This is a genomic window from Halomonas sp. Ps84H-12, assembly GCF_024124725.1.
GTDB lineage: Bacteria > Pseudomonadota > Gammaproteobacteria > Pseudomonadales > Halomonadaceae > Vreelandella > Vreelandella aquamarina.
The window spans coordinates 1-22,090 of record NZ_JAMXSJ010000041.1 but is presented as its reverse complement, the minus strand read 5'-3'; the positions used below and the strand labels follow the sequence as shown (position 1 = coordinate 22,090).

Here is a 22,090-nt window from a genome sequence, read left to right as displayed (position 1 = left end):
GCGGCGACTGGCGCGGAACTTTATGTTGGGCATGGCACTGTCTGGGTGAATGGCGATAATGGCTATATTGCCATGCAGGTCAGTGGGTTAGAAGTGCTTCCGGGGGCCGGTCTCACGGATTCAGGATATATTAAAACCATGAATTGTCGCTATAGAGGGAAGCTACTGCTGAGGCGATCCACAAAAAACATAAAAAAGCCCCGGTGCGTAGCCGGGGCAGCAAGTGAGCATTGAAACAGTAAGTGAAACTACATGGGCGTCTGTTTAGAACTCATAGCGAGCAGAGAGCCACAGGCGGCGACCCTCTTCGCTGTTGGCGTAAACGTTGCCGAAGCTGGTGCCATCGCCGTAGGCGCGGTAGTCGACAAAGTCTTTATCAAATAAGTTGTAGAGGGTGGCGCTGACGTTAAATTGGTCGGTAAACGCGTAACTGCCGCCTAGGTGAAACAGCGAGTAGGCTTTGAAATCCCCCAGGTCAGCGAAGGAGGGCGCGCCCCTAACACGTTCACGGTTGCGATAACGCTCGCTGCGGTACTCGGCAGAGAGCCAAGTATCTAGCTTCGGTGTCGCCTGCCAACGCAGCGTGGCGTTCAGTGCGTGTTCGGGCGTATCGGTCAGCGGTTCGCCACGATTATTGCCGCTTTTCTGCTCGCTATCGGTGTAGGTGTAATTAGCGGATAAGCGCCAATCGGGGGTGAATTGATAGCTGGTGGAGAGCTCGACCCCCTGAGTCACCGCTTCATCGATATTCACGTCCTGGCTATACACGCCATCCGGGATAAGCGGGTCGTTTTCAATCAGGATATCGTTGCCGCTGGCAATTTTATCGTCGAACTGGTTGTAGAACAGCGTCGCGCTGGCGGTAAAGCCTGTTTGACTATCGTAGTGCGCGCCGATTTCGCTGCTGGTGCTGGTTTCCGGCTCAAGGTCCGGGTTGCCGATCGTCAGGATCGTGCCCTGGCCGGTCACCCCGTTAATACCCGAGTGAAGGTCATTCAGGGTCGGGGTCTTGTAGCCACGGCTCACACCGCCTTTTAGCGTCCAGTTCGGCGTGGTGTTCCAGACTAAATAGCTGCGGGGGCTGAACTGGCTGCCAAACGCATCGTGATGGTCGTAGCGGCCGCCCAGCGTCAGCGCGAGATCATCACGCAGCATCCACTCGTCTTCCGCAAAGAGCGACCAGGTGGTTTGCTCGAAAGTCTCATTGGCCAAGCCATCATCCAACTCAGCATCCCACCACTGTAGGCCAACGGTGGTCATGTGGTTACCCAGCGGCATAATAAACTTGCTATCCAGTACCGTATTGGTGGTTTCCAGCTTACGCGGGGCACCGCCAATAATGCTGGGGAAGCCCTCATAGGCAACACCCTCTTCACCGGGAATCGTACGGCCAGTGGTTTCCGTGGTGTTACGCATTAGGCTCGATTCCAGCGTGCCTGTGGCAAAGCGTCCAGTATGGCCGATAGCCACCTGTTCCCGCTCAAAACGCAGCTCGTCGGCATAGCCGTTTGCCACGCCAGGGTTGGGCGCACAGCTGCGGGTACGGCCGTCCAACGTGCCGAGTTGGCACTCGTCGTTGTTGTAGCGCTGGCGGTTCACTTCCCCGTCCAGCCAAAGGTCGTGGCTGTCGTTAGGCGTCCAGGTTAGTTTGCCGCCCAGGTTGTACACATCGCCCTCTACCGGGCTAGGGCCACGCTGGCTCACCTCAACCGGGTTGCCGTTAGCGTCGGTGTAGACAAGCTCTGATGCGTCACGCTCATAAAAACGCCCGCGCAGTTGAACGCCCAGCGTGTCCTCTACCAGCGGGCCGCTGGTGTAGAGGTTAATTTCACGGCGGTCGCCAAAGTCACGATCTTCATTAAAGGTACTCTCGACGCCGACCGAGCCAACCCATTCGCGGTCTACTCGGCGGGTAATAATGTTGATCACGCCGCCCATGGCATCTGAACCGTATAGGGTGGACATCGGCCCGCGAATCACCTCAATACGCTCAATGCTGGAAACCGGCGGGAAGAAGCTGGTCGAGGTTTCGCCAAAACCGTTAGGCGTGACGCTTCCAGCCGCATTTTGGCGGCGGCCATCAATCAGGATTAGCGTGTAGTCGCTGGGCATACCGCGAATGCTGATATTGCTGCCGCCGGTTTTGCCCACCGAACCGCCGACATCTACCCCTTCTACATTACGCAGTGCATCAGCCACGCTGGTAATGCGTTCGCGCTGAAGCTCTTCTCTGGAAATAACCGAGATACTCGCCGGAGCATCCACCATTGCCTGCTCAAACCCACTGGCAGAGACAACAATGTTATCCAGTTGCGCTGATTCTTGCGCATTAGCCACCGAGGCAGTAACGCTAAGCGCGATGGCACTGGCTAGGGCGGTGCGAGTAAAGCGTGGCATGGCGATCCCCTGATATGAGTATTGTTTGCTAATGAAACTGATTATCAAATGAGTTGCGGATTCTAAGAAGAAAAGTTCCCACTTGCGAGATGGTTTGATCGAACATGGTGTTGCTGTTAATGGAACAGTGCCGGATGGGGAGCGCTTGCCTATAAAGGTTGTTAGTCCGCTAGCTAATATGGGCAGCCTAACGTTGCAGTAACTGCAACACCGCATTCGATGTAATAGGAGTGCAAGTGTTTTTGAGAATCGTTACTATTGAATTAACGGTTAATCAGGAGAGGCTCACATGCGACACACGTTACTGCAGCGCGGTTTACTTGGGATGGTAATGGGCGGCTTGCTGGTGGGCACCGCCCAAGCGCGCACGCTGGAGACGGCTTACGGCAACGTTGAGGTTGTTGATCACCCAGAGCGTGTAGTCACCCTATATGAAGGTGCGCTGGATGCCGCGCTGGCGGCGGGCGTGACCCCGGTAGGGGCGGTAACCACCCGTGGCGGCGACAACGTGGCAGAGTACGTGACCGACTACCTCAGTGCGAACGAGCTCGAACACCCTGAAATTGTGGGCGTCGTGCGGGAAATTAATATTGAAGCAGTGCTGGCCCAGCAGCCGGACCTGATTCTAGCCGCAGCACAGCTTCCGGAGGAGCAGTACCAACTGCTATCGCAAATTGCTCCCACTGTGGTGCCCCACACGCAACCGCTAGCGGCCGATAACTGGGAAGCTGAAGCGCGCCTATTCGGCCAGGCTTTGAACCAGGAAGAGGCCATTGACGAAGCGATCAGCGCCGTCGATCAGCGGGTCGACGCGATGGCAGCGGCGGTGGCTGACGCCGACGTGGGCAGCAACGCCTACCTGGTGCGTTGGATGCCCGGCGGCCCTATGGTGATGTCGGAAAACCTGATTGCCACCGGCCTGTTAGAGCGCGTCGGCCTTGACGTGCAAGGCGGCGAGCTGATCGGTGAACGGGGCGTTCACAGCGACGTATTAAGCCTAGAAAACCTCTCTCAAGTAGACGGCGACTGGCTGTTTTTGGCCACGCTAAATGATGACGGCCAAGCCGCGTTAGATAGCGCCAAACAGAGTCCCGCCTTCAACCGCTTGAACGTGGTACAGAACGAACGAGTGGTGCCGGTAAACGGCCAGCTATGGAGCAGCGCCAACGGCCCGCTGGCGGCCCAGGCGATTCTGGATGGCATCGAGAATGCCTTGTTGCCGTGATGCTACTTACCAAGGCAGGGAGTAGCGCCAGGTGGCGCTGTTCATCCCGACACTGGATGCTGATTCTGCTCATCGCCCTTGTGGCGGTGAGCGTCGTTAGTTTGTTGATAGGCGCAGGCAGCGTTGGCCCCCGCCAAGTGCTGGGGCTGCTAAGCGGTAGTGATCACGCGGAAGCGCGCTTTATCGTCTGGGAGCTGCGCGCCCCTCGCACGCTAATTGGTATTGCCGTTGGCGTTGCGCTGGGCGTAGCGGGGGCGCTGTTGCAAGCGGTTTCACGCAACCCGCTGGCCGAGCCGGGCTTGTTGGGCGTGAGCGCTGGCGCTGCGTTTGCTGTTTCCCTGGCGCTGGTATTAGGGGCCAGCGCGGCCACTTTACGCATTCCCGTGGCTCAGTTAGGGGCGCTGATCGGCTGCGTGTGCGTGCTCGGCGTGGCGCGGCTGCGCGGTGTGGGGAATGACCCGGTGCGCTTAGTGTTAGCGGGGGCCGCGTTTTCGGGGCTGCTTGGTTCGCTTAGTGCACTGATGTTGCTCTACGACCAGCGTGCCGCCGATGAGATTCGCTTTTGGGTGGTGGGCAGCTTGGCCGGTAGGCGGCTAGACGATTTATGGGCCGTACTGCCCAGCCTGCTGGTCGCAGGGGTGGGCGTTGTATTGATTGCCCGGCCGCTGGCCGCGCTGGCGCTAGGGGAGCGGGCCGCCAGCGGTTTAGGGCACCACCCTGGGCTGATTCGCTGGCTGGCGGTGGGCTGTGTGGCGCTGTTGGTCGGCGCGGCCACCGCTATTGCCGGGCCGATTGCGTTTGTGGGGCTGGTGGTGCCTTTTGTGGCGCGGGCCATCGCCGGGCCGGATATTCGCCGCACGCTCTGGTTCTGTCTGCCCATTGGCCCACTGATCGTGCTTACCGCCGATATTATCTCCCGTGTCGTCGTTGCTCCCTCCGAGCTGCCCTTGGGCGTACTCACCGCGTTATGCGGTGCGCCGGTGCTGATTGCGGTGGTGCGGGTCAAGCGCCTGCCGATGCTCTAACGCACTCTCTTTGGTTATCTGATGCTATGAAAATGACGGCAAAACAGTCGATGAGCGGTGTGGTACTGCCCCGCACATCCACCGCTTATCAAGAAGAGGTGAGTGCCCAAGCGGTCGCGGCTCCGCAGGGCTACTGGCGCGCCGCGCTGCCTCGTTATGGGGTGAGCGTGTTGCTGGAAAAACGCGCCGTGGCAGTAAATATAGGGCTTAGCGCCGCGCTGCTGGCCGCCTGCGTGCTCTATTTAAGCCTGGGCAGCGTGACGCTTTCCCCCAATGCGGTGGTGGCTTCCTTAATAGGGCAGGGCGATAGCATGACCGCGTTTATGGTGCAGCAGCTACGCTTGCCGCGCCTGATCGCCGCCTGTTTCACCGGGGCTGCGTTTGCGCTGGCCGGGGTATTAATGCAAACCCTGGCCCGTAACCGCTTGGCGACCCCCGGCATTATCGGCATCGATAACGGTGCCACCGCCTTTGCGGTGGCCTCGATTGTTGGGTTAGGCGTAGGCATCGCCCCGCCCGCCATGGCGCTGGCGGGGGCGACCACCGCCGCCGTGCTCACTTTTGGCTTGGCCGCAGGCAGCGGCACCCAGGGCTACCGCTTTATTGTGGCGGGCATTGGCGTGGGCGCGGTTTTTGGCGCAGTCACGCAGCTGATGTTGGCGCGGGTAGCGATTGATACTGCCAACGCCGCCTACCCCTGGACCGTCGGTTCCATCAATGCCCGCCCGGCAAGCGCGGTAAAGCTATTGGGTATTGGCTTGGCGCTTGGGCTGGTGGCCGCGCTGGCGCTGGCCCGCTCGCTCACGCTGCTGCGCTTTAAAGATGCGACCGCCAGCGGCCTGGGCACCGCGGTGAAAGCGCGGCGGCTGCAGGTGCTGTTATTGTCAGTGGTGCTCACTGCGCTAGCGGTTGCCGTGGCAGGGCCGGTGGGCTTGGTGGCGCTGATTGGCCCTGAAATCGCCCGTTCGCTCTCCAGCGCCCGCCATGTGCCCATTTTAGCCGCTACGCTGGCGGGGGCGCTGGTGATGGTGCTGGCCGATTTAGCGGGCCGCACGCTGTTTGCCCCCATCGAGATCCCCGTGGGGATTGTTACCGCCGTAGTGGGTGGCCCCTGGCTACTCTGGATACTAATGCGCCCGCAACGGAGCCGCCCATGACTTCATTACCCACGCTTTCCACCGATGCGCTCAGCATGAGCTACGGCCAGCGCCAAGTGATTCACGAACTCGGCGTTAGCTTGCCCAGCGGGCAGGTAACCGCCATTGTTGGCCCCAACGGCTGTGGTAAATCCACGCTGCTCTCTGGGCTTGCCCGCCTGCATAAACCCGACTGCGGTGCCGTGCTGCTCAACGGCCACGACATCGCGCGGATGCCCGCCCGCCAACTTGCCACCAAGCTGGCGCTACTGCCCCAAGAGGCGGTCGCTCCGGAAGGGCTGACCGTCACCGAATTGATTCGCTTTGGCCGTCAGCCCCACCAAGGCTGGCTGCGCCAGTGGTCGGCGGAAGATCAACAGGTGGTGCACCATGCGCTTGCCGCTGCCGGGTTGGAAGCGCTTGCCGACCGGCCGCTGGAGGCGCTTTCCGGCGGCCAGCGCCAGCGCGCCTGGATCGCCATGACCATCGCCCAGCAAACGCCGCTTTTACTACTCGACGAGCCCACCTCCGCGTTAGACTTAGGCCACCAAATCGAAGTGTTCGAGCTGGTGCGCGACCTGGCCTGCCAAGGCCGCACCGTGGTGATGGTGCTGCACGACCTCGCCAGCGCCTGCCGCTACGCCGACCACCTGATTGCCATGCGCGACGGGCAGATTGTTGCCCAGGGCGCGCCCGCTGAGGTGGTGACGCCTGCGCTGGTGCGGGAGCTGTATCAGGTGGAGTGCACGCTGCTGCTCGACCCCGATACCGGCAGCCCTTTGCTTGCCAACGTGCGGCGGGCGAGCCAACCCGCGTAACGTGTCGACGGGTAACCACCCTAGATAACAACGTAAAAGGAATTGATGTGGCTTCTTCCCCGACCCGCGCTGACAAAGCGTCCGTCAATCAAAGCTTTCACGCCTTAATGCGCCTGCTGCGCTACGCCAAAGGCTATCGGCGGCAGATTATCACCGCCACGATGTGCTCGATCATCAACAAGCTGTTCGATATCGCCCCGGAAATTCTGATTGGCGTGGCGATCGATGTGGTGGTGAACCAGGAAAACAGCTTTGTGGCGCGGTTGGGGTTTGAATCGCCTCAGGAGCAGATCACCATTTTGGCGGTGCTCACCTTCTTTATTTGGGCGGGGGAGTCGCTGTTTGAGTACCTGTTCCAGATTCTCTGGCGCAACCTAGCCCAGCGGCTGCAGGCGGATATGCGCCAAGACACCTACGAGCACGCCCAGCGCCTCGACATGGCGTTTTTCGAGTCGAAAAGCTCCGGCCAGCTAGTGGCCACCATGAACGACGACGTCAACCAGCTAGAGCGCTTTCTAGATGGCGGTGCCAATGCGCTGATTCAAGTGGTGGTCACGGTGGTAGCCGTGGGAGCGGTGTTCTTCGTGCTTTCTCCGCTCATCGCGCTGCTGGCATTCACGCCCATTCCGCTGATCGTTTGGGGCGCGTTCTTCTTCCAACGCAAAGCCGGGCCGCTGTACAGCGATGTGCGCGAAAAAGTGGGCGACCTTGCCAGCCGTCTCTCCAACAACCTCAGCGGCATCGCCACGATCAAAAGCTTCACCAGCGAAGCGCGGGAAGCCGAGCGGCTGCGGGATGCTAGCGAAGCCTATGTAGAAGCCAACCGCCGCGCGATTAAAGTCAGTTCTGCGTTTATTCCGGTTATCCGCATGGCGATTTTGGCGGGCTTTCTCGCCACCTTTACTGTTGGTGGCATGATGGCGCTGAACGGCAGCCTCAACGTGGGCGCTTACGGCGTGCTGGTGTTTCTGACCCAGCGCCTGCTGTGGCCGCTCACCGGCCTTGCCCAGGTGATTGACCTGTTCGAGCGCGCCATGGCCAGCACCAAACGGATTCTGGATTTGCTCGAAGTGCCGATTACCGTAAAGGACGACAGCACCACGCCCTTGGCTGCCCCGGTAAAAGGCGACGTGCGTTTCGAAGCGGTGAGTTTCCAATATGAGGCTAGCCAAGTAGGCGTGAACGGCGTTGATCTACACGTTCCCGCTGGCAATACGCTGGCGCTAGTGGGGGCCACCGGCTCCGGTAAATCAACGCTGATCAAACTGCTGCTGCGTTTTTACGACCCTGCCAGTGGCCGTGTGTTGGTAGATGGCCAGCCGATCACCGACGTAAGTATGCACTCACTTCGCCAAGCGATTGGCTTAGTCAGCCAGGATGTGTATCTGTTTGAAGGCAGCATTCGCGACAACATCGCCTACGGCCAGCCGGAGGCCGACGATGCCGCGATTATCGACGCCGCCAAAACCGCCGAAGCCTGGAGCTTTATCGAAACGCTGCCCCAAGGGCTGGATACGCCGGTGGGGGAGCGGGGCGTGCGACTTTCTGGCGGCCAACGCCAGCGGCTTTCACTGGCGCGGGCGCTGTTAAAAGACCCGCCGATTCTGGTGCTGGATGAAGCCACCAGCGCGGTGGATAACGAAACCGAAGCGGCCATTCAGCGCTCGCTAAAACGCATTGCCCACGGCCGCACGGTGATTATGATTGCCCATCGGCTCTCCACCATCGTGCACGCCGATGAGATCGTGGTGATCGAGAAAGGCCAAGTGGCGGAGCGCGGCACCCACGCCAGCCTGTTAGCGGCGGACGGCCATTATGCCGCCCAGTGGCGGGTACAAACCGGGGCCGCCCAGACAGGCGACGTTGAAGCGCTTAGCCACTAGGCGCTCATCAGTGGCTAAGCCAAGCGTTAGCGGTTCACCAGCAGCGCATTTAGCGTGACGGGCACATGCTCATCGATCTGCTGGTAGCCCAGCATCGACAGCACGGTGCGCACCGTGCTGTTAGCCATCAGCGCGTTGCCATCCAACGCCATGGGTTCGGCGTGAGTCACGCGCACCTCGTTCAACCCCTCGCGGGTAAAGCGCAGCGGCACCGCCTCTTCTTGGTTAATCAGGTCGGTTTGCACCCGAAAGGTGAGGGTTTCCACCATCGACTCGCCAATATCCAAGCCGTCTAACCGCTCCGGCGGCATTTGCGCCACCAGCGTCACCAGCGTGGTATTCGCCAGCAAGCCCACCCATGGCGGCAGCTCTCCAAAGCGACTGAGCAGATCGGTTTGGCTCAAGCGCAGCGGCAGACGCAGGGTGCCATCGGCAGCAATATCGCCCTGCAAGTTATTCACCTGATGGTGATGAGTTTGCGGGGCCTCGCCATCCAGTTGGGTAATCGATGCCTGCACCTGGGATTGGCCAGGATCAAGCTGCCAATCCGCCTGCACCGGCAGCGCTAACAGCAGCGGGAAAAGAGCCATCAAAGCTTTCAAAGCGATTCTCCATAGAAGCATTCACCATCAGACCCCAGCGCCGGTCATTAGTGCCGAAAAAAATGCCGATCACGCCGTTAAGATAGCGCACCAAGGGGTAGCCTCGCCCCCCTACATTCGCTATTATATGCACGCTTTTCGGGCCTATAGCTCAGTTGGTTAGAGCAGGGGACTCATAATCCCTTGGTCGTAGGTTCAAGTCCTACTGGGCCCACCATTTCTAAAGGTTCTGCTTTTCCTCGATAGCGATTTATTGATTTCTGGCTCCTTTTGCCATGTTTTAGCTCCCTTCTATTTATATCTTCTCTCATTTTTATTACTGTCTAACGGCAATGAATATTTAGTGCGTTAGTGATGGGCGTGACGAATAGTCGCCAATGTCTCGAAATCGCCCCATACGGTGAAGACAGTGGAAATGATCGACAACATCAACCGCCTCTTGGGCGACGACCTCAAAGCGACCGTCACCCCAGGTGCCAGGCTGAAGATTGCCGCCTCCTGCTTCTCTATCTACGCCTTCGAAGCGCTGAAGAAAGAGCTTTCCGGCGTCGACAGCCTGCAGTTCATCTTCACGGCTCCCACCTTCGTACCCAACGAAGTGACTGACCGCTTGAAAAAAGAGCGCCGGGAGTTCTTCATCCCGAAGTCCCAGCGCGAGAGCGGGCTATATGGCACAGAATTTGAGATTCAGCTTCGCAACAAGCTCACCCAGCGGGCAGTCGCCCGTGAATGCGCGCAATGGATACGTCAAAAGGCCCGGTTCCGGTCCAACAAGACCAAGGCCCCCATGCAGCCCTTTGTGCATGTTGCAGGACGGGAGCAAGCGACTGCCTATATGCCGGTCAACGGCTTCACTGCTGTAGATCTTGGTTACCAGCAAGGCAATGCGGTCTCGAACTTCGTCAATCGCATGGATGAGCCAGCCCATGCGCAGATGTACCTGCAGCTGTTCGACCAGATCTGGAACGATCCTGACAAGGTAGAGGACGTTACCGCTGCAATTTGCGACCACATCGAATCGGTCTATCAGGAAAACTCCCCCGAGCGTATCTACTTCATCATGCTCTACAACATCTTCCGGGATTTCTTGGAAGATGTTGACGAAGACGTGCTGCCGAATGAGCTGACCGGCTATCGCGATACCCTGGTGTGGAACAAGTTGTTCAACTACCAGAAGGACGCAGCCACCGGCATCATCAACAAGCTGGAAACCTATAACGGCTGCATCCTGGCCGATAGCGTAGGCCTCGGCAAAACCTTCACTGCCCTGGCCGTGGTCAAGTATTACGAGCTGCGCAACAAGTCAGTCCTGGTGCTGTGCCCGAAGAAACTGGCGGACAACTGGCGCAACTACAACAGCAACCTGACCACCAATATTTTCGCCAAAGACCGCTTCAACTATGACGTGCTCTGCCACACGGATCTGTCCCGCACCTCGGGCGAGTCCTTCGGCATGCCCTTGAACCGGGTCAATTGGGGTAACTATGACCTGGTGGTAATCGACGAGTCTCACAACTTTCGCAACAACGACGTCTACAAGGACCGTGAAACCCGTTACCAGAAGCTGATGAACAAGGTTATCCGCGCCGGGGTGAAGACCAAGGTGCTGATGCTGTCTGCCACGCCGGTCAACAACCGCTTTGTCGATCTGCGCAACCAGTTGGCGCTGGCCTACGAGGGTGAGTCCGATGCCCTGGGCAAGCATCTGAAAACCAACACCAGTGTGGAAGAGATTTTCCGCCGGGCACAGAAGGCCTTCAACGCCTGGTCGGACTTGCCCCCGGAGCAGCGCACCGCAGCGTCCATCCTCAAAGCCCTGGACTTCGACTTCTTCGAGCTGCTGGACTCGGTCACCATTGCCCGCTCGCGCAAGCATATCCAGACCTTTTACGACACCACCGACATTGGTCACTTCCCCGAGCGCCGCAAGCCGCTGTCGTTCCACTGCCCGATTACTGAACGTCAGGATGTGGCTGACCTCAACGAGATTTTCAGCCAGTTATCGGTGCTCAAGCTCTCAGTCTACGCCCCCATCAGTTACATCCTGCCCAGCCGGTTGCGCAAGTACGAAGAGCTGTACGATACCCAGGTAGAAGGTGGCAAAGGCAAGCTGCGCCAGGCCGACCGTGAGCGCAGCCTGCAGGCCCTGATGACCACCAACCTGCTCAAACGTCTGGAAAGCTCCGTGGCCGCTTTCCGCCTGACACTGGCGTCGCTCAGCGGCAACATTACTCGTACACTGGAAGCAATCGACGCCTTCGAGTCCAGCGGCAAAGCCGGTCAAGTGGGAGACTACCTGGATGATATCGACGCCTTTGATGACGACGAGAGCTTCTCGGGTCTGGACGAATTTACCGTAGGTAAAAAAGTTCAGATCAGCCTGGCGGATATGGACCTGCCCTCCTGGCGTCACGACCTGGCAGCAGACCTGGCCTTGATCGACAACCTGTTGGAGTCCATGCGCAAGGTAGCTCCAGCGGATGACACCAAGCTGCAACACCTGCTCAAACTGATCAACGACAAGATTGACCAACCGCTGAACCCCGGCAATCGCAAGGTGCTGATCTTCACTGCCTTTGCCGATACGGCCGATTACTTGTATGACAACCTTGCGCCGATGGCCTTGAAGCGCGGACTGCATGTCGGCAAGGTGACTGGCTCTGACGCACCCAAGTCGACCCTGCGAAAAGGCTACGACTTTCAGAGTCTGCTGACCCTGTTCTCGCCACGCTCCAAGGAAAAGGCCGTCGTCTTGCCGGATGAACCCGGCGAGCTGGATATCCTGATTGGCACCGACTGTATCTCCGAAGGCCAGAACCTGCAGGACTGCGACTACCTGATCAACTACGACATTCACTGGAATCCGGTGCGCATCATCCAGCGTTTCGGCCGCATCGACCGTATCGGTTCACCCAACCAGCAAATCCAGCTGGTCAACTACTGGCCGGATATCAGCCTGGATGAATACATCAACCTCAAGGAGCGGGTAGAAAATCGCATGGTGATCGCCGATGTCACTGCCACCGGTGATGACAACGTGCTCACCGCCAAATCCAGTGATATTGCCTATCGCAAGGAGCAGCTCAAGCGCCTGCAAAATGAAGTCATCGAGCTGGAAGACGTCAAAGCTGGCATCTCGATCACCGATCTGGGTCTGAACGACTTCCGTATGGATCTGCTGAACTATGTGAAAGCCAACGGCGAGCTGGATAACGTGCCTTTCGGCATGCACGCCATCGTTCCAGCGCAACCAGACGTCGGCCTACTGCCTGGCGTTATTTTCGCCCTGAAAAACATCCACGACAGCGTCAACGTCAACCAGCAGAACCGTCTGCACCCCTATTACCTGGTGTATATCGGGAACGACGGTGAAGTGATTGCCGACCATACCGAGGTCAAGCGCCTGCTCGACTTGGTCCGCAGTAGTTGCAAGGGCAAGGATGAACCCATCCGCGCCCTGTGCCAGCTGTTCAACGAGCGCACCCAAGATGGGCGCAATATGCAGCCCTACTCCGACCTGCTCAGCCAGGCCATTCGCAGCATGATCGAGGTGAAGGAAGAAAAGGACATCGACAGTCTGTTTGGTGGCGGTCGCACCACGGCACTGACCACCACCATACAGGGGCTGGATGATTTTGAGCTGATTGCGTTTCTGGTCATCGAGGGCAGCACCGCATGACCCTCTATGCCTGGCCGAAACAGGCGGCCTTTGGCCGAGTGGTGCCCAAGAGCAAGATATACGAGCATGCTGCCGTCAGTGCAGCCCTTAAGGAACGCTTTGTCCAGCAGGTGGAGCAGATCAATTGGGCCTACAAACTGGCCCCGGAAACGGTCAATCTGCCAGCCACGCCAGCGGTGGCAGAAATTCAGGTGTTTCGCATTAGCCTCAAGGGTGCCAGTCTGGATCACGAGGTACTCAAGGCCATCGACCGCGCCATTCCTTTTCCGCTGATCTTTGAGCTGGTACAGAGCGGCCGTGTAAAGCTGGTAGCAGCCTACAAAAGGCCCGCACAGAATCCCGGAAGCACTGCGGACATTAGCCATTGGGTGCTGAGCAGCTATTTCGAAACAGATTGGCAGCTGGAGAGTTCTCCGCGTCCGCCGCTCCCAGTGGCACTGGATATGGCAGGGCTTTACGAGCAATTACTCAGCCCGTTAGTTCAGGGCAGGGTGGCCAGCGCTACAGAGGATCTGCGCACACCTCCCTCACAAGTCCACGACGTTGCGGCAGTAGGCTACACCGCGGGAGCGCCCGCCACACAGCCCAAGCGGTTGACACTGGAACAGCATATTGAGCTTGCCGAGGCCATCGTCAGCCAGCAGAAACAAGTCGAACGGATCAGAACGCGGCTAGGCCGCGAGAAACAATTCAACAAGCGCGTAGCCATAAATGCCGAGCTGCGCGATGCCAAACAGGAACTGCAGCGGCTGATGCAACAGCAGACTGCTTCACAGAGAAATTGAGAGCAATACGATGGAAAAACTGAAAATGCACAGCCCGGATCTGAGCCAGGAAAATATTGCCAAGATTCGTGAGCTGTTCCCCGGCTGTGTGACCGAAGCTAAGGATGAGGCGACGGGGAAAACACGCCTGGCGGTAGATTTTGATCAGCTTCGCCAGGAACTGAGTGATTCGATTGTGGAAGGTCCACAAGAGCGTTATCGACTGGATTGGCCGGGTAAACGGGAGGCGTTGGCGCTGGCGAATACACCGATCTTAGGAACGCTTCGGCCGTCTATTGAAGAAAGCGAAAACTTTGATTCTACCGAAAACTTGTTCGTCGAAGGCGATAATTTAGAGTCTCTAAAACTAATTCAAGAGACCTATCTGGGAAAAATCAAGATGATATATATCGACCCCCCGTATAATACGGGAAACGATTTCATCTACGATGACGACTTCACAGAGTCCGAGGGCGACTTTCTGATCCGCTCTGCACAGAGGGGCAGCGGCGGGCAGCGACTCGTTGCCAACCCTGAAACCAATGGGAGATTTCATTCTGATTGGCTATCAATGATCTACCCAAGGATCAAGCTGGCTAAAAACTTATTATGCCAAGACGGCATCATCTTTATATCAATCGGAGACGCTGAGCTTCATAACCTAAAAAAAGTATGTGACGAAGTCTTGGGTCAGGAAAATTATATTGTTACCTTCTCAAGGGTAATGAAGTCCGGGGGCGCCAAGGGTCGGTTTTATACCCCTAACATTGACTACATTCTCACGTATGCCCGATCCATAGAGGACACCAAATACTTTAGGGTTCCTTTAACCCCTGAGCAGATCTCGCGATTTTACAATAAGCGCCAAGAGGGTGGGTCGAGAGATGGCGAGCTATATGGTGAGGAGCGTATATACAAAGCTAGCCTCGACCACCGTCCTAATCAACGATATTACATAGAGTGTCCGGACGGAAGTTTTGTAATACCTCCTGGAGTAAATTTTCCTAAAGATATTCGTGAAGGTGTCAAAGTAAAACCGACTTCAGAAGACGGGGTTTGGAAATGGACATATGATCGATACAAGAAGGAGTTGGAGGCTGGAAATATAATTTTCAAAGAAACCTCTCGCTCCGCTTTAGTTGATCAGAACGGGGCGCAGAGCAAATACAACCTTTACAACAAGCTATGGCTATTAGATCAACAGGAGAAAGGGTCTGTACCATCAAATTTAGTACAGAGTTTCGAGAATAGGCAAAGCTCTGCGGAGCTGAAGTCCTTGAATATTCCCTTCGACTTTGCAAAGCCCGTGAAGTTGTTGGAGTTTCTGATAGGTGTTGCGGGGGTCGCAGAAAAGGATATAGTTTTAGACTTTTTCGCAGGCTCTGCATCCACTGCTCACGCCGTGATTAACGCGAACGCTGTTGATGGGAGTTCTCGGAAATTTTTAATGGTTCAAATTCCTGAGAAATGTGATCCTGAATCTGAAGCATTTAAACTTGGATACGACACAATAGCTGCGATTAGCAAAGAACGTATTCGTCGCGCTGGCCGAAGGATCCTTGAAGGTGACTTCCACTCTAACTGGAATCGTGACGTGGGTTTTCGCGTACTCAAAGTAGACACTTCTAATATGAAGGAAATCTACTACCGCCCCGATCAGCTGTCCCAAGGCGACTTGTTGGAAGCCGTGGACAACGTCAAACCGGACCGCACGCCGGAAGACCTATTGTTCCAGGTGCTGGTGGACTGGGGTGTGGATCTGACCCTGCCGATTCGCCGCGAATCCTTGCATGGCAAGACGGTGTTCTTCGTCGATGACAATGCCCTGGTCGCCTGCTTCGATACTGATATTACCGAAGAACTGGTCAAGGAACTGGCCAAGCATGAACCACTGCGGGTGGTGTTCCGTGACAATGGCTTTGTCTCCGATGCGGTGAAGATCAACGTCGAGCAGATCTTCCGTCAGCTGTCGCCCAGCACTGAAGTCAGAAGCCTCTGAGGATCGCAGTATGGACCAGCTAGCTCTCAAAACGCTGCTTAATACCCTGATCGGCACCTGGGAAAACGAGGTGGTGGAGTTCAAGCAGGCCGACGAGAACTACAAGACCGATAGGATTGGTGAGTACTTCTCGGCTTTGAGCAATGAAGCCAACCTCTCAGGGCAGGAAAGCGCTTGGCTGGTTTTTGGCGTTAATAACAAAACACGTGCGATTTCAGGCACTCACTACAGAGAAGAAGCTGATCGCCTGAATGGGCTAAAGCATCAAATTGCCCAAAGCACGGAACCGAGCGTGACCTTCCGTAACATTCATGTATTGGAAGACACCGCCGGTCGGGTGGTACTGTTTGAAATTCCGGCTGCCCCGCGCGGCATACCAATTGCTTGGAAAGGCCATTATTACTCCCGAGCGGGTGAAAGCCTCGTGCCATTGGGCTTCGCCAAACAAGATGAAATCCGCCAGCAAACTATTGCCGAAGACTGGACAGCCCAGCCAGTGTCAAGCGCAACGTTTGAGGACCTGGATGAAGCTGCACTGCAGAGGGCTCGAAAAGCCTTCGCAAAAAAGTACGCCAACCGTTTCGCGGCCGAAGAGGTGGAAGCGTGGCCGCTCTCCACATTCCTGGATCGTGCCCGAGTCACTCAGAACGGAACAATTACCCGCACGACGCTATTACTTTTAGGCAAGCCAGAGTCCACATGGAAGCTTTCTCCACACCCTGCCCAGATGACCTGGAAGCTGGAAGGTCCCGAGCGGGCTTACGAGCATTTCTCCCCTCCTTTCTTGTTGAGCACTTCCTGGCTTTATCGTCGCATCCGTAATATTCAGCTGCGCCTGCTACCACAGGACGAACTACTGCCTATAGAAGTGGCCAAATACGATCAGAAGATCGTGCTGGAATCCTTGCATAACTGCATTGCGCACCAGGACTACACACGGAATGGTCGGGTTATTGTTATTGAACAGCCGGACCGCTTGGTATTCGAGAACGAGGGCATGTTTTTTGAGGGTCAACCAGGCGACTATCTTGAAGGAAACCGGGTACCCCGAAAGTATCGCAACCCCTTCCTGGCCCAGGCTATGGCCGAGTTGAACATGATCGACACCATGGGCTTTGGCATCCACGATATGTATGCCCGCCAGGCCAAGCGATACTTTCCTATGCCGGACTACGACCTGAGTGAAGCTAGTGCAGTGCGATTGACCATCTATGGGGGCGTTGTGGACCCGGCCTACAGCCGCCTGCTAATCCAGAAAACCGACCTACCTTTAGCCGACATCCTGGCCCTGGACCGTGTGCAGAAAAAGCTGCCATTGCCTGATGAAGCGATCACACGTCTTCGCCGCGCTGGCTTGATCGAAGGAAGAAAGCCCAATTTATATGTGTCCGCAAAAGTGGCAAAGGCCACGTCAGACAAAGTGGATTACATACGCACACGCGCCCAGGACGACGAGTTCTACGCGAAGCTGTTGATCGATTACCTTGAGAAGTTCGGGCACGCTACCCGCTCGGAAATCGACAAGCTGTTAATGGACAAACTCAGTGACGGCCTGTCTCCTGAGCAGAAGCGCACAAAAATCAGCAACCTGGTCACCAAACTGAGGCGGCGCGGGCGCATTCATAATTCAGGCTCCAGAGGGCATCCAATTTGGCAGCTTGCAGAAAGAAAAAGCAACGCTTAAATTCGATAAATACTTACTAAACAAACGCTTACTTCTTTCTGCAAGCCATAAATATACGTACATTGCAGAAAGGAATGCAGAAAGACTGCAGAAAGGATTGCCATGAAGCTGAAGTTTAAAACCCAGGCCTACCAGACCCATGCCGTGGATTCCGTGGTGGACTGTTTCGTCCATCAACCCATGCATGATGGCCTCACTTACCGGATTGACCCAGGCCAACGTTCGCAAGCCAGCGCCTTTGATAACGAAGGCTTCAAGAACGCTGACCTGGCCATCAGCGAAGCTAAGGTATTGGAGAATATCCAGGCTGTTCAACGTCGGCAGAACTTGCCGGTTGCTGAGTCGTTGACCGAATTCACTACCTACGACAAAAAGGGTAACCGGGTGCCCGTCAAGGCGGCCTACAAAAAGGATGCTCTGGCAGCGACACGCATCCATCTGGACGTGGAGATGGAGACCGGCACTGGCAAAACCTACTGCTACATCAAGACAATTTTCGAGATGAACAAACGCTATGGCTGGAGCAAGTTCATCATCATGGTGCCGTCCATTGCCATCCGTGAAGGTGTATACAAGTCCCTTCAGATCACCGCAGATCACTTTACCGAGAGTTATGGCAAGAAGGCGCGCTTCTTCATCTATAACTCCAAGCGACTGCACGAGCTGGAAAGCTTTTCATCAGATGCCGGTATCAACGTCATGGTGATGAACATCCAGGCCTTCAACGCGCGGGGCAAGGACAACCGCCGAATCTACGACGAGCTGGATGACTTTCAGTCTCGCAAGCCGATAGATGTGATCGCCGCCAACCGGCCGATTCTGATTCTGGATGAACCGCAGAAGATGGAAGGTAAGGCCACGATGGAAGCCTTGCCCCAGTTCAAGCCGCTGATGATCCTGCGTTATTCGGCCACACACCGAACCCAGCACAACCGTATTCACCGCCTGGATGCGCTGGATGCCTACAACCAGAAACTGGTCAAAAAGATCGCCGTGCGTGGTATTCAGACGCGGGGGTTGGCTGGAACAAATGCTTATCTGTATCTGGAAGGCATCGATATTTCCAGAAAGGCGCCCGTTGCTCGTATCGAGCTGGAGGTGAAACTCAAGTCGGGTGTGATCAAGCGTCAGCTACGCCGCCTGCAGTTTCGCGATGACCTGTTTGCCGAGTCCGGCGAGCTGGACCAATACCGTGACGGCTTCACTATTAGCCAGATCGATGCCACTAACGATACCGTAGAGTTCACCAACGGGCAGGTTTTGCAAGCCGGTGAAGCCAACGGCGATATGTCCGAGCGAGACATCCGGCGTATCCAGATCCGTGAAACCATCAAGGCCCACCTGGATCGGGAAAAGCAGTTGTTTGCCCAGGGCATCAAGGTACTGTCGCTGTTCTTTATCGACGAGGTGGCCAAGTACCGCGACTATGACCAGTCGGATGAGAAGGGCGAGTACGCCCGTATCTTCGAAGAAGAGTATCAGCTGCTAAAGAATGAATATTTATCTGAGCTGGCCATCGATAATGAAGCCTACCGGCAGTATCTGGACGGTATCGACGCGGCGAGCACGCACAACGGCTACTTCTCCATCGACAAGAAGACCAACCGCCTGAAAGATCCGGCTGTCGGGGCGCGCTCAGTTGACTCTGACGATGTGGATGCCTACGACCTGATTTTGAAGGATAAGGAACGCTTACTGTCCTTCCATGAGCCGACGCGATTTATCTTCTCCCACTCGGCCCTGCGCGAGGGCTGGGATAACCCCAACGTCTTTGTCATGTGCATGCTCAAGCACAGTGACAATACTATTTCTCGACGTCAGGAAGTGGGGCGTGGGTTACGTTTGTCGGTGGATCAGCACGGTGACCGCATGGATACCCCGGCCATCGTACATGACATCAACGTACTGACCGTGATTGCCAGTGAAAGCTATAAAGACTTCGTAGCAGGGCTTCAGCAGGAGATTGGTGATACGTTGAGTGCTCGGCCGCGCCAGGCAACAGAAGCCTACTTTACTGGTAAGCAGTTACTCACCGAAGAAGGCCCGATAGATGTGACGGCCGCTATGGCCAAACAGATTTACCGTTACCTGGTAAAGAACGACTATACCGATAATGATGACCAAATCACGGATGATTATCACAATGCCAAAAAGCAGGGTACCTTGGCCGATCTACCGGATGACCTGAAGCCTTATGCCGATCAGGTGTTTGACTTGATCGACAGTGTGTTCAGCGATGCTCAACTGCCGAAGATCGAGGATGGCCGTAAACCCAAAACCAACCCCCTCAACGCTAACTTCGACAAAAAAGAATTCCAGGCGCTATGGCAGCGTATCAACCGCAAAGCGGTGTACCGTGTCGAATTCGACTCGGATGAGCTGGTTCAAAAGTGTATTGCGTCCCTGAACCAGGCGCTGCGCGTGACGCCGCTGCAATATACTGTGCAGAAAGGCATACAGCAGGATGGACTGACTGACGAGCAACTGAGAAAAGGTGAAGGCTTCAAGGTTGAGGAAACGGCCACGGAATATGGTAACTCTATCCACTCGCTGGTTCGCTATGACTTATTGGGTAAAGTGGCAGCCAATGCACAGTTGACCCGTCAGACGACTGCTCGCGTACTGCAAGGCATCAAGGAGGCGGTGTTTAAGCAGTTCCAGCAAAATCCGGAGCATTTCATTGCCGAGGCTTCTCGGTTGATCACTGAGCAGAAAGCCGCCATGGTCATCGAGCGCTTGGCTTATGATGAAGTGGATGAGCGGTATGATGTGGATATCTTCATGGCTAGCCAAACAGGGCAGGATTTCTCACGTGCTACGCAGAAGCTGAAGAATCATGTCTACGATTACGCCATTACTGATTCTGACGTTGAGCGTCGCTTTGTCAAAGAGCTCGATACCAGCACTGAGGTGGTGGTTTATGCCAAGTTGCCACGTGGCTTCCTGATTCCTACCCCGGTGGGCGACTACAACCCAGACTGGGCTATTTCATTCCGAGAAGGTAACGTCAAACACATCTACTTTGTCGCTGAAACCAAGGGCTCAATGTCGTCCATGAAACTACGCGAGATCGAAAAAACCAAGATTGAATGTGCTCGCAAGTTCTTCGCCGAGATCAGTCAGCAGGTCACCGGTGATAAAGTGAAGTACGACGTGGTAACAGACTACGCCAAGCTGATGGATGTGGTAGGTCCGTAAGCTGCTCGAGGGCGATCAACTGTCAAGTCATACTTGACAGTTGATGTGGATCTGCGTGTTCGGCAGCTACCGACAATATAAAGCTCCTTGAGCTCGCCCATATGATGCTTGCTTATGGTCGATATTGCTTTAGTGCGAAGCCAGCTCTTCAAAAAACGCAGGGTCATTCTGAATCGTCGCCAGTACCTTAGCGGCTAACCCTGTAGGGTTACGGCGTTTGGTTTCCCAGCTTTTGATGGTGTCTACACTGGTGCCCATCGCCTCGGCAAACTCGGCTTGCGAGACGTGTAACTTGGTGCGAATAGCTTTCACATCAGCCACTTCATGGCGTGTGATGCGGCTGGCTTGCGTTTTGCCTTGTTTGATCTCAACTGCTTCCTGCAGCGATGTTTGCAGTTCGTCAAAAATGCTCATTTGGAAACCTCCCCCTTCAATTGGTGGGTCAGTGTTTTCAGTGTGGCCTTTTCAGCGGGCGTTAAGTTATCTTTGACGCTCTTTGGGTATGCCAGTATCAGATAAACTCTTTCTGCCGTTGCCAAAAAGTAGATAACCCTTGCACCGCCGCTCTTACCTTGGTTGCCCAGCGTCATGCGTATTTTACGCAGGCCACCCGTGCCCTGGATCAGGTCACCTTTGTCGGGTTGAGCAATCAGGGTGCGCTGCAGTTCCTTTAATTCATCGTCTGTCGCAATGGCCTGGATCTGGCGTGTGAACGTCGGAGTTTCGATAAATTCAATCGCATGACTCATGTTAGGGGACTTCTTTCAGCCAGTGCGTATTTTAGTGTACATAGTACATTTTGAGTTATCAATTATCGACCCTATATTTTGCCGTGGCTGGCAGTGATTTGGTTGCCAGCTGGTTGTCATGCGGTTGCCATTTGGCTGCTAACAGGGTGAAAACCATGTGAGTAATGTAAACCATGGAAAACCCTAACTCATTGAAAAGACTTTGTTTACGCATTGCGGGTGCGATCCAAAAGTTTGTTTTGTTGCATTCATAATCCCTTGGTCGTAGGTTCAAGTCCTACTGGGCCCACCATTTCTAGATGCTTCTTCTAAATATTGCTTCACAGTAGGGGATTATGCCGCTCGACAAGGAGGGGATGAATTTGCCGTATTGTTGCCTGGCTGTACTCCAGCACGTGCGCTCACCATTGCCGAGTCTCTGCGTGTAAGCATTGCGGAAAGCTCGATTGAGGCGCAAGGACGCCAATGGCAAGTCACCGCTAGTATTGGAGTGAGTCATTTCCATCAAGGTGATAAGACAATCGACGACATTCTTAGTCGTGCCGATATGGCCAGCTATCAGGCAAAGCAAAGTGGACGTAATAAGGTTGAAGGAGATGCCGATGGCTAACCGAAAATTACTTTACCAAGCTGATAATTAGTTACTTTCATCCAACTTAGGCACTTAAAAGCACTGTCTATGACTGCTTTAATCTTTTAATCAGTTAGCGATGAAACTGTTTTTCTCGCTCTGGCTGCCAAAATATAGCATCAATGCGCAAATTTACTTTGGTGTTGTTAGATAGTGCCTGAATCCGTGAGACCGCCCCCGGAAGCACTTCTAACCCACTGACCTGCATGGCAATATAGCCATTATCGCCATTCACCCAGACAGTGCCATGCCCAACATAAAGTTCCGCGCCAGTCGCCGCACCCTCACCAGCCACGCCGG

General features: G+C 55.5%; 15 protein-coding genes, 1 tRNA gene and 1 pseudogene. 12 read left to right on the top strand and 5 right to left on the bottom strand.

The window, feature by feature from the left end; all coding sequences use genetic code 11:
- Nucleotides 1-264: 264 nt before the first annotated feature.
- Nucleotides 265-2,397 (bottom strand): TonB-dependent receptor, encoded by a 2,133-nt coding sequence (locus NH344_RS15970; protein ID WP_253028132.1) that lies wholly within the window; start codon nucleotides 2,395-2,397, stop codon nucleotides 265-267.
- A 289-nt stretch (nucleotides 2,398-2,686) separates the two neighbouring features.
- On the opposite strand from NH344_RS15970, the gene NH344_RS15965 reads away from it, so the two are divergent.
- The 5 genes from NH344_RS15965 (at nucleotide 2,687) to NH344_RS15945 (ending at nucleotide 8,484) form a co-directional block, all read left to right on the top strand.
- Nucleotides 2,687-3,622 carry an ABC transporter substrate-binding protein gene (locus tag NH344_RS15965; RefSeq protein WP_253028131.1) on the top strand — a complete coding sequence of 312 codons (936 nt, stop codon included), beginning with the start codon at nucleotides 2,687-2,689 and terminating at the stop codon, nucleotides 3,620-3,622.
- 56 nt (nucleotides 3,623-3,678) lie between these two features.
- Complete coding sequence (locus NH344_RS15960) at nucleotides 3,679-4,647, top strand: iron ABC transporter permease (RefSeq protein ID WP_137094799.1); 969 nt, start codon at nucleotides 3,679-3,681, stop codon at nucleotides 4,645-4,647.
- Nucleotides 4,648-4,673: 26 nt separating this feature from the next.
- Nucleotides 4,674-5,804 carry an iron ABC transporter permease gene (locus NH344_RS15955; protein WP_137094797.1) on the top strand — a complete coding sequence of 377 codons (1,131 nt, stop codon included), beginning with the start codon at nucleotides 4,674-4,676 and terminating at the stop codon, nucleotides 5,802-5,804.
- Nucleotides 5,801-6,601 carry an ABC transporter ATP-binding protein gene (locus tag NH344_RS15950; protein WP_137094795.1) on the top strand — a complete coding sequence of 267 codons (801 nt, stop codon included), beginning with the start codon at nucleotides 5,801-5,803 and terminating at the stop codon, nucleotides 6,599-6,601. Before NH344_RS15955 ends, NH344_RS15950 begins: the two co-directional genes overlap by 4 nt.
- Before the next feature lie 107 nt (nucleotides 6,602-6,708).
- A complete protein-coding gene (locus NH344_RS15945) occupies nucleotides 6,709-8,484 on the top strand; it encodes an ABC transporter ATP-binding protein (RefSeq protein ID WP_253028133.1) in 1,776 nt (591 codons plus the stop codon).
- A gap of 26 nt (nucleotides 8,485-8,510) precedes the next feature.
- Here the strand turns inward: NH344_RS15945 and NH344_RS15940 are convergent, their stop codons facing one another.
- Nucleotides 8,511-9,086, bottom strand: a complete 576-nt coding sequence (locus NH344_RS15940; protein ID WP_253028130.1) for a hypothetical protein — start codon at nucleotides 9,084-9,086, stop codon at nucleotides 8,511-8,513.
- Between the two features lie 140 nt (nucleotides 9,087-9,226).
- Here NH344_RS15940 and NH344_RS15935 point away from each other — a divergent pair.
- The 6 genes from NH344_RS15935 (at nucleotide 9,227) to NH344_RS15910 (ending at nucleotide 20,410) form a co-directional block, all read left to right on the top strand.
- Nucleotides 9,227-9,303, top strand: a tRNA-Ile gene (locus NH344_RS15935).
- Nucleotides 9,304-9,501: 198 nt separating this feature from the next.
- Nucleotides 9,502-12,765 (top strand): helicase-related protein, encoded by a 3,264-nt coding sequence (locus NH344_RS15930; RefSeq protein ID WP_253028129.1) that lies wholly within the window; start codon nucleotides 9,502-9,504, stop codon nucleotides 12,763-12,765.
- Nucleotides 12,762-13,550: a DUF4391 domain-containing protein gene (locus NH344_RS15925; protein ID WP_253028128.1), complete on the top strand. Its 789-nt coding sequence runs from the start codon at nucleotides 12,762-12,764 to the stop codon at nucleotides 13,548-13,550. Before NH344_RS15930 ends, NH344_RS15925 begins: the two co-directional genes overlap by 4 nt.
- A gap of 10 nt (nucleotides 13,551-13,560) precedes the next feature.
- On the top strand, nucleotides 13,561-15,528 hold the full coding sequence (locus tag NH344_RS15920) for a site-specific DNA-methyltransferase (RefSeq protein ID WP_253028127.1): 1,968 nt from the start codon (nucleotides 13,561-13,563) through the stop codon (nucleotides 15,526-15,528).
- Between the two features lie 70 nt (nucleotides 15,529-15,598).
- Nucleotides 15,599-17,212, top strand: a complete 1,614-nt coding sequence (locus NH344_RS15915; protein WP_253028126.1) for an RNA-binding domain-containing protein — start codon at nucleotides 15,599-15,601, stop codon at nucleotides 17,210-17,212.
- A gap of 102 nt (nucleotides 17,213-17,314) precedes the next feature.
- A complete protein-coding gene (locus NH344_RS15910) occupies nucleotides 17,315-20,410 on the top strand; it encodes a DEAD/DEAH box helicase family protein (RefSeq protein ID WP_253028125.1) in 3,096 nt (1,031 codons plus the stop codon).
- Nucleotides 20,411-20,539: 129 nt separating this feature from the next.
- Here NH344_RS15910 and nadS read toward each other — a convergent pair whose 3' ends face one another.
- Nucleotides 20,540-20,824, bottom strand: a complete 285-nt coding sequence (gene nadS / locus NH344_RS15905; RefSeq protein WP_044629530.1) for a NadS family protein — start codon at nucleotides 20,822-20,824, stop codon at nucleotides 20,540-20,542.
- On the bottom strand, nucleotides 20,821-21,147 hold the full coding sequence (locus NH344_RS15900) for a type II toxin-antitoxin system RelE/ParE family toxin (RefSeq protein WP_197931398.1): 327 nt from the start codon (nucleotides 21,145-21,147) through the stop codon (nucleotides 20,821-20,823). Before NH344_RS15900 ends, nadS begins: the two co-directional genes overlap by 4 nt.
- A gap of 292 nt (nucleotides 21,148-21,439) precedes the next feature.
- On the opposite strand from NH344_RS15900, the gene NH344_RS18390 reads away from it, so the two are divergent.
- Nucleotides 21,440-21,769 carry a GGDEF domain-containing protein gene (locus tag NH344_RS18390; RefSeq protein WP_172416754.1) on the top strand — a complete coding sequence of 110 codons (330 nt, stop codon included), beginning with the start codon at nucleotides 21,440-21,442 and terminating at the stop codon, nucleotides 21,767-21,769.
- A gap of 94 nt (nucleotides 21,770-21,863) precedes the next feature.
- On the opposite strand, the pseudogene NH344_RS15895 reads toward NH344_RS18390, so the two are convergent.
- A pseudogene (locus NH344_RS15895) lies at nucleotides 21,864-22,090 on the bottom strand (hypothetical protein); the annotation flags it as partial.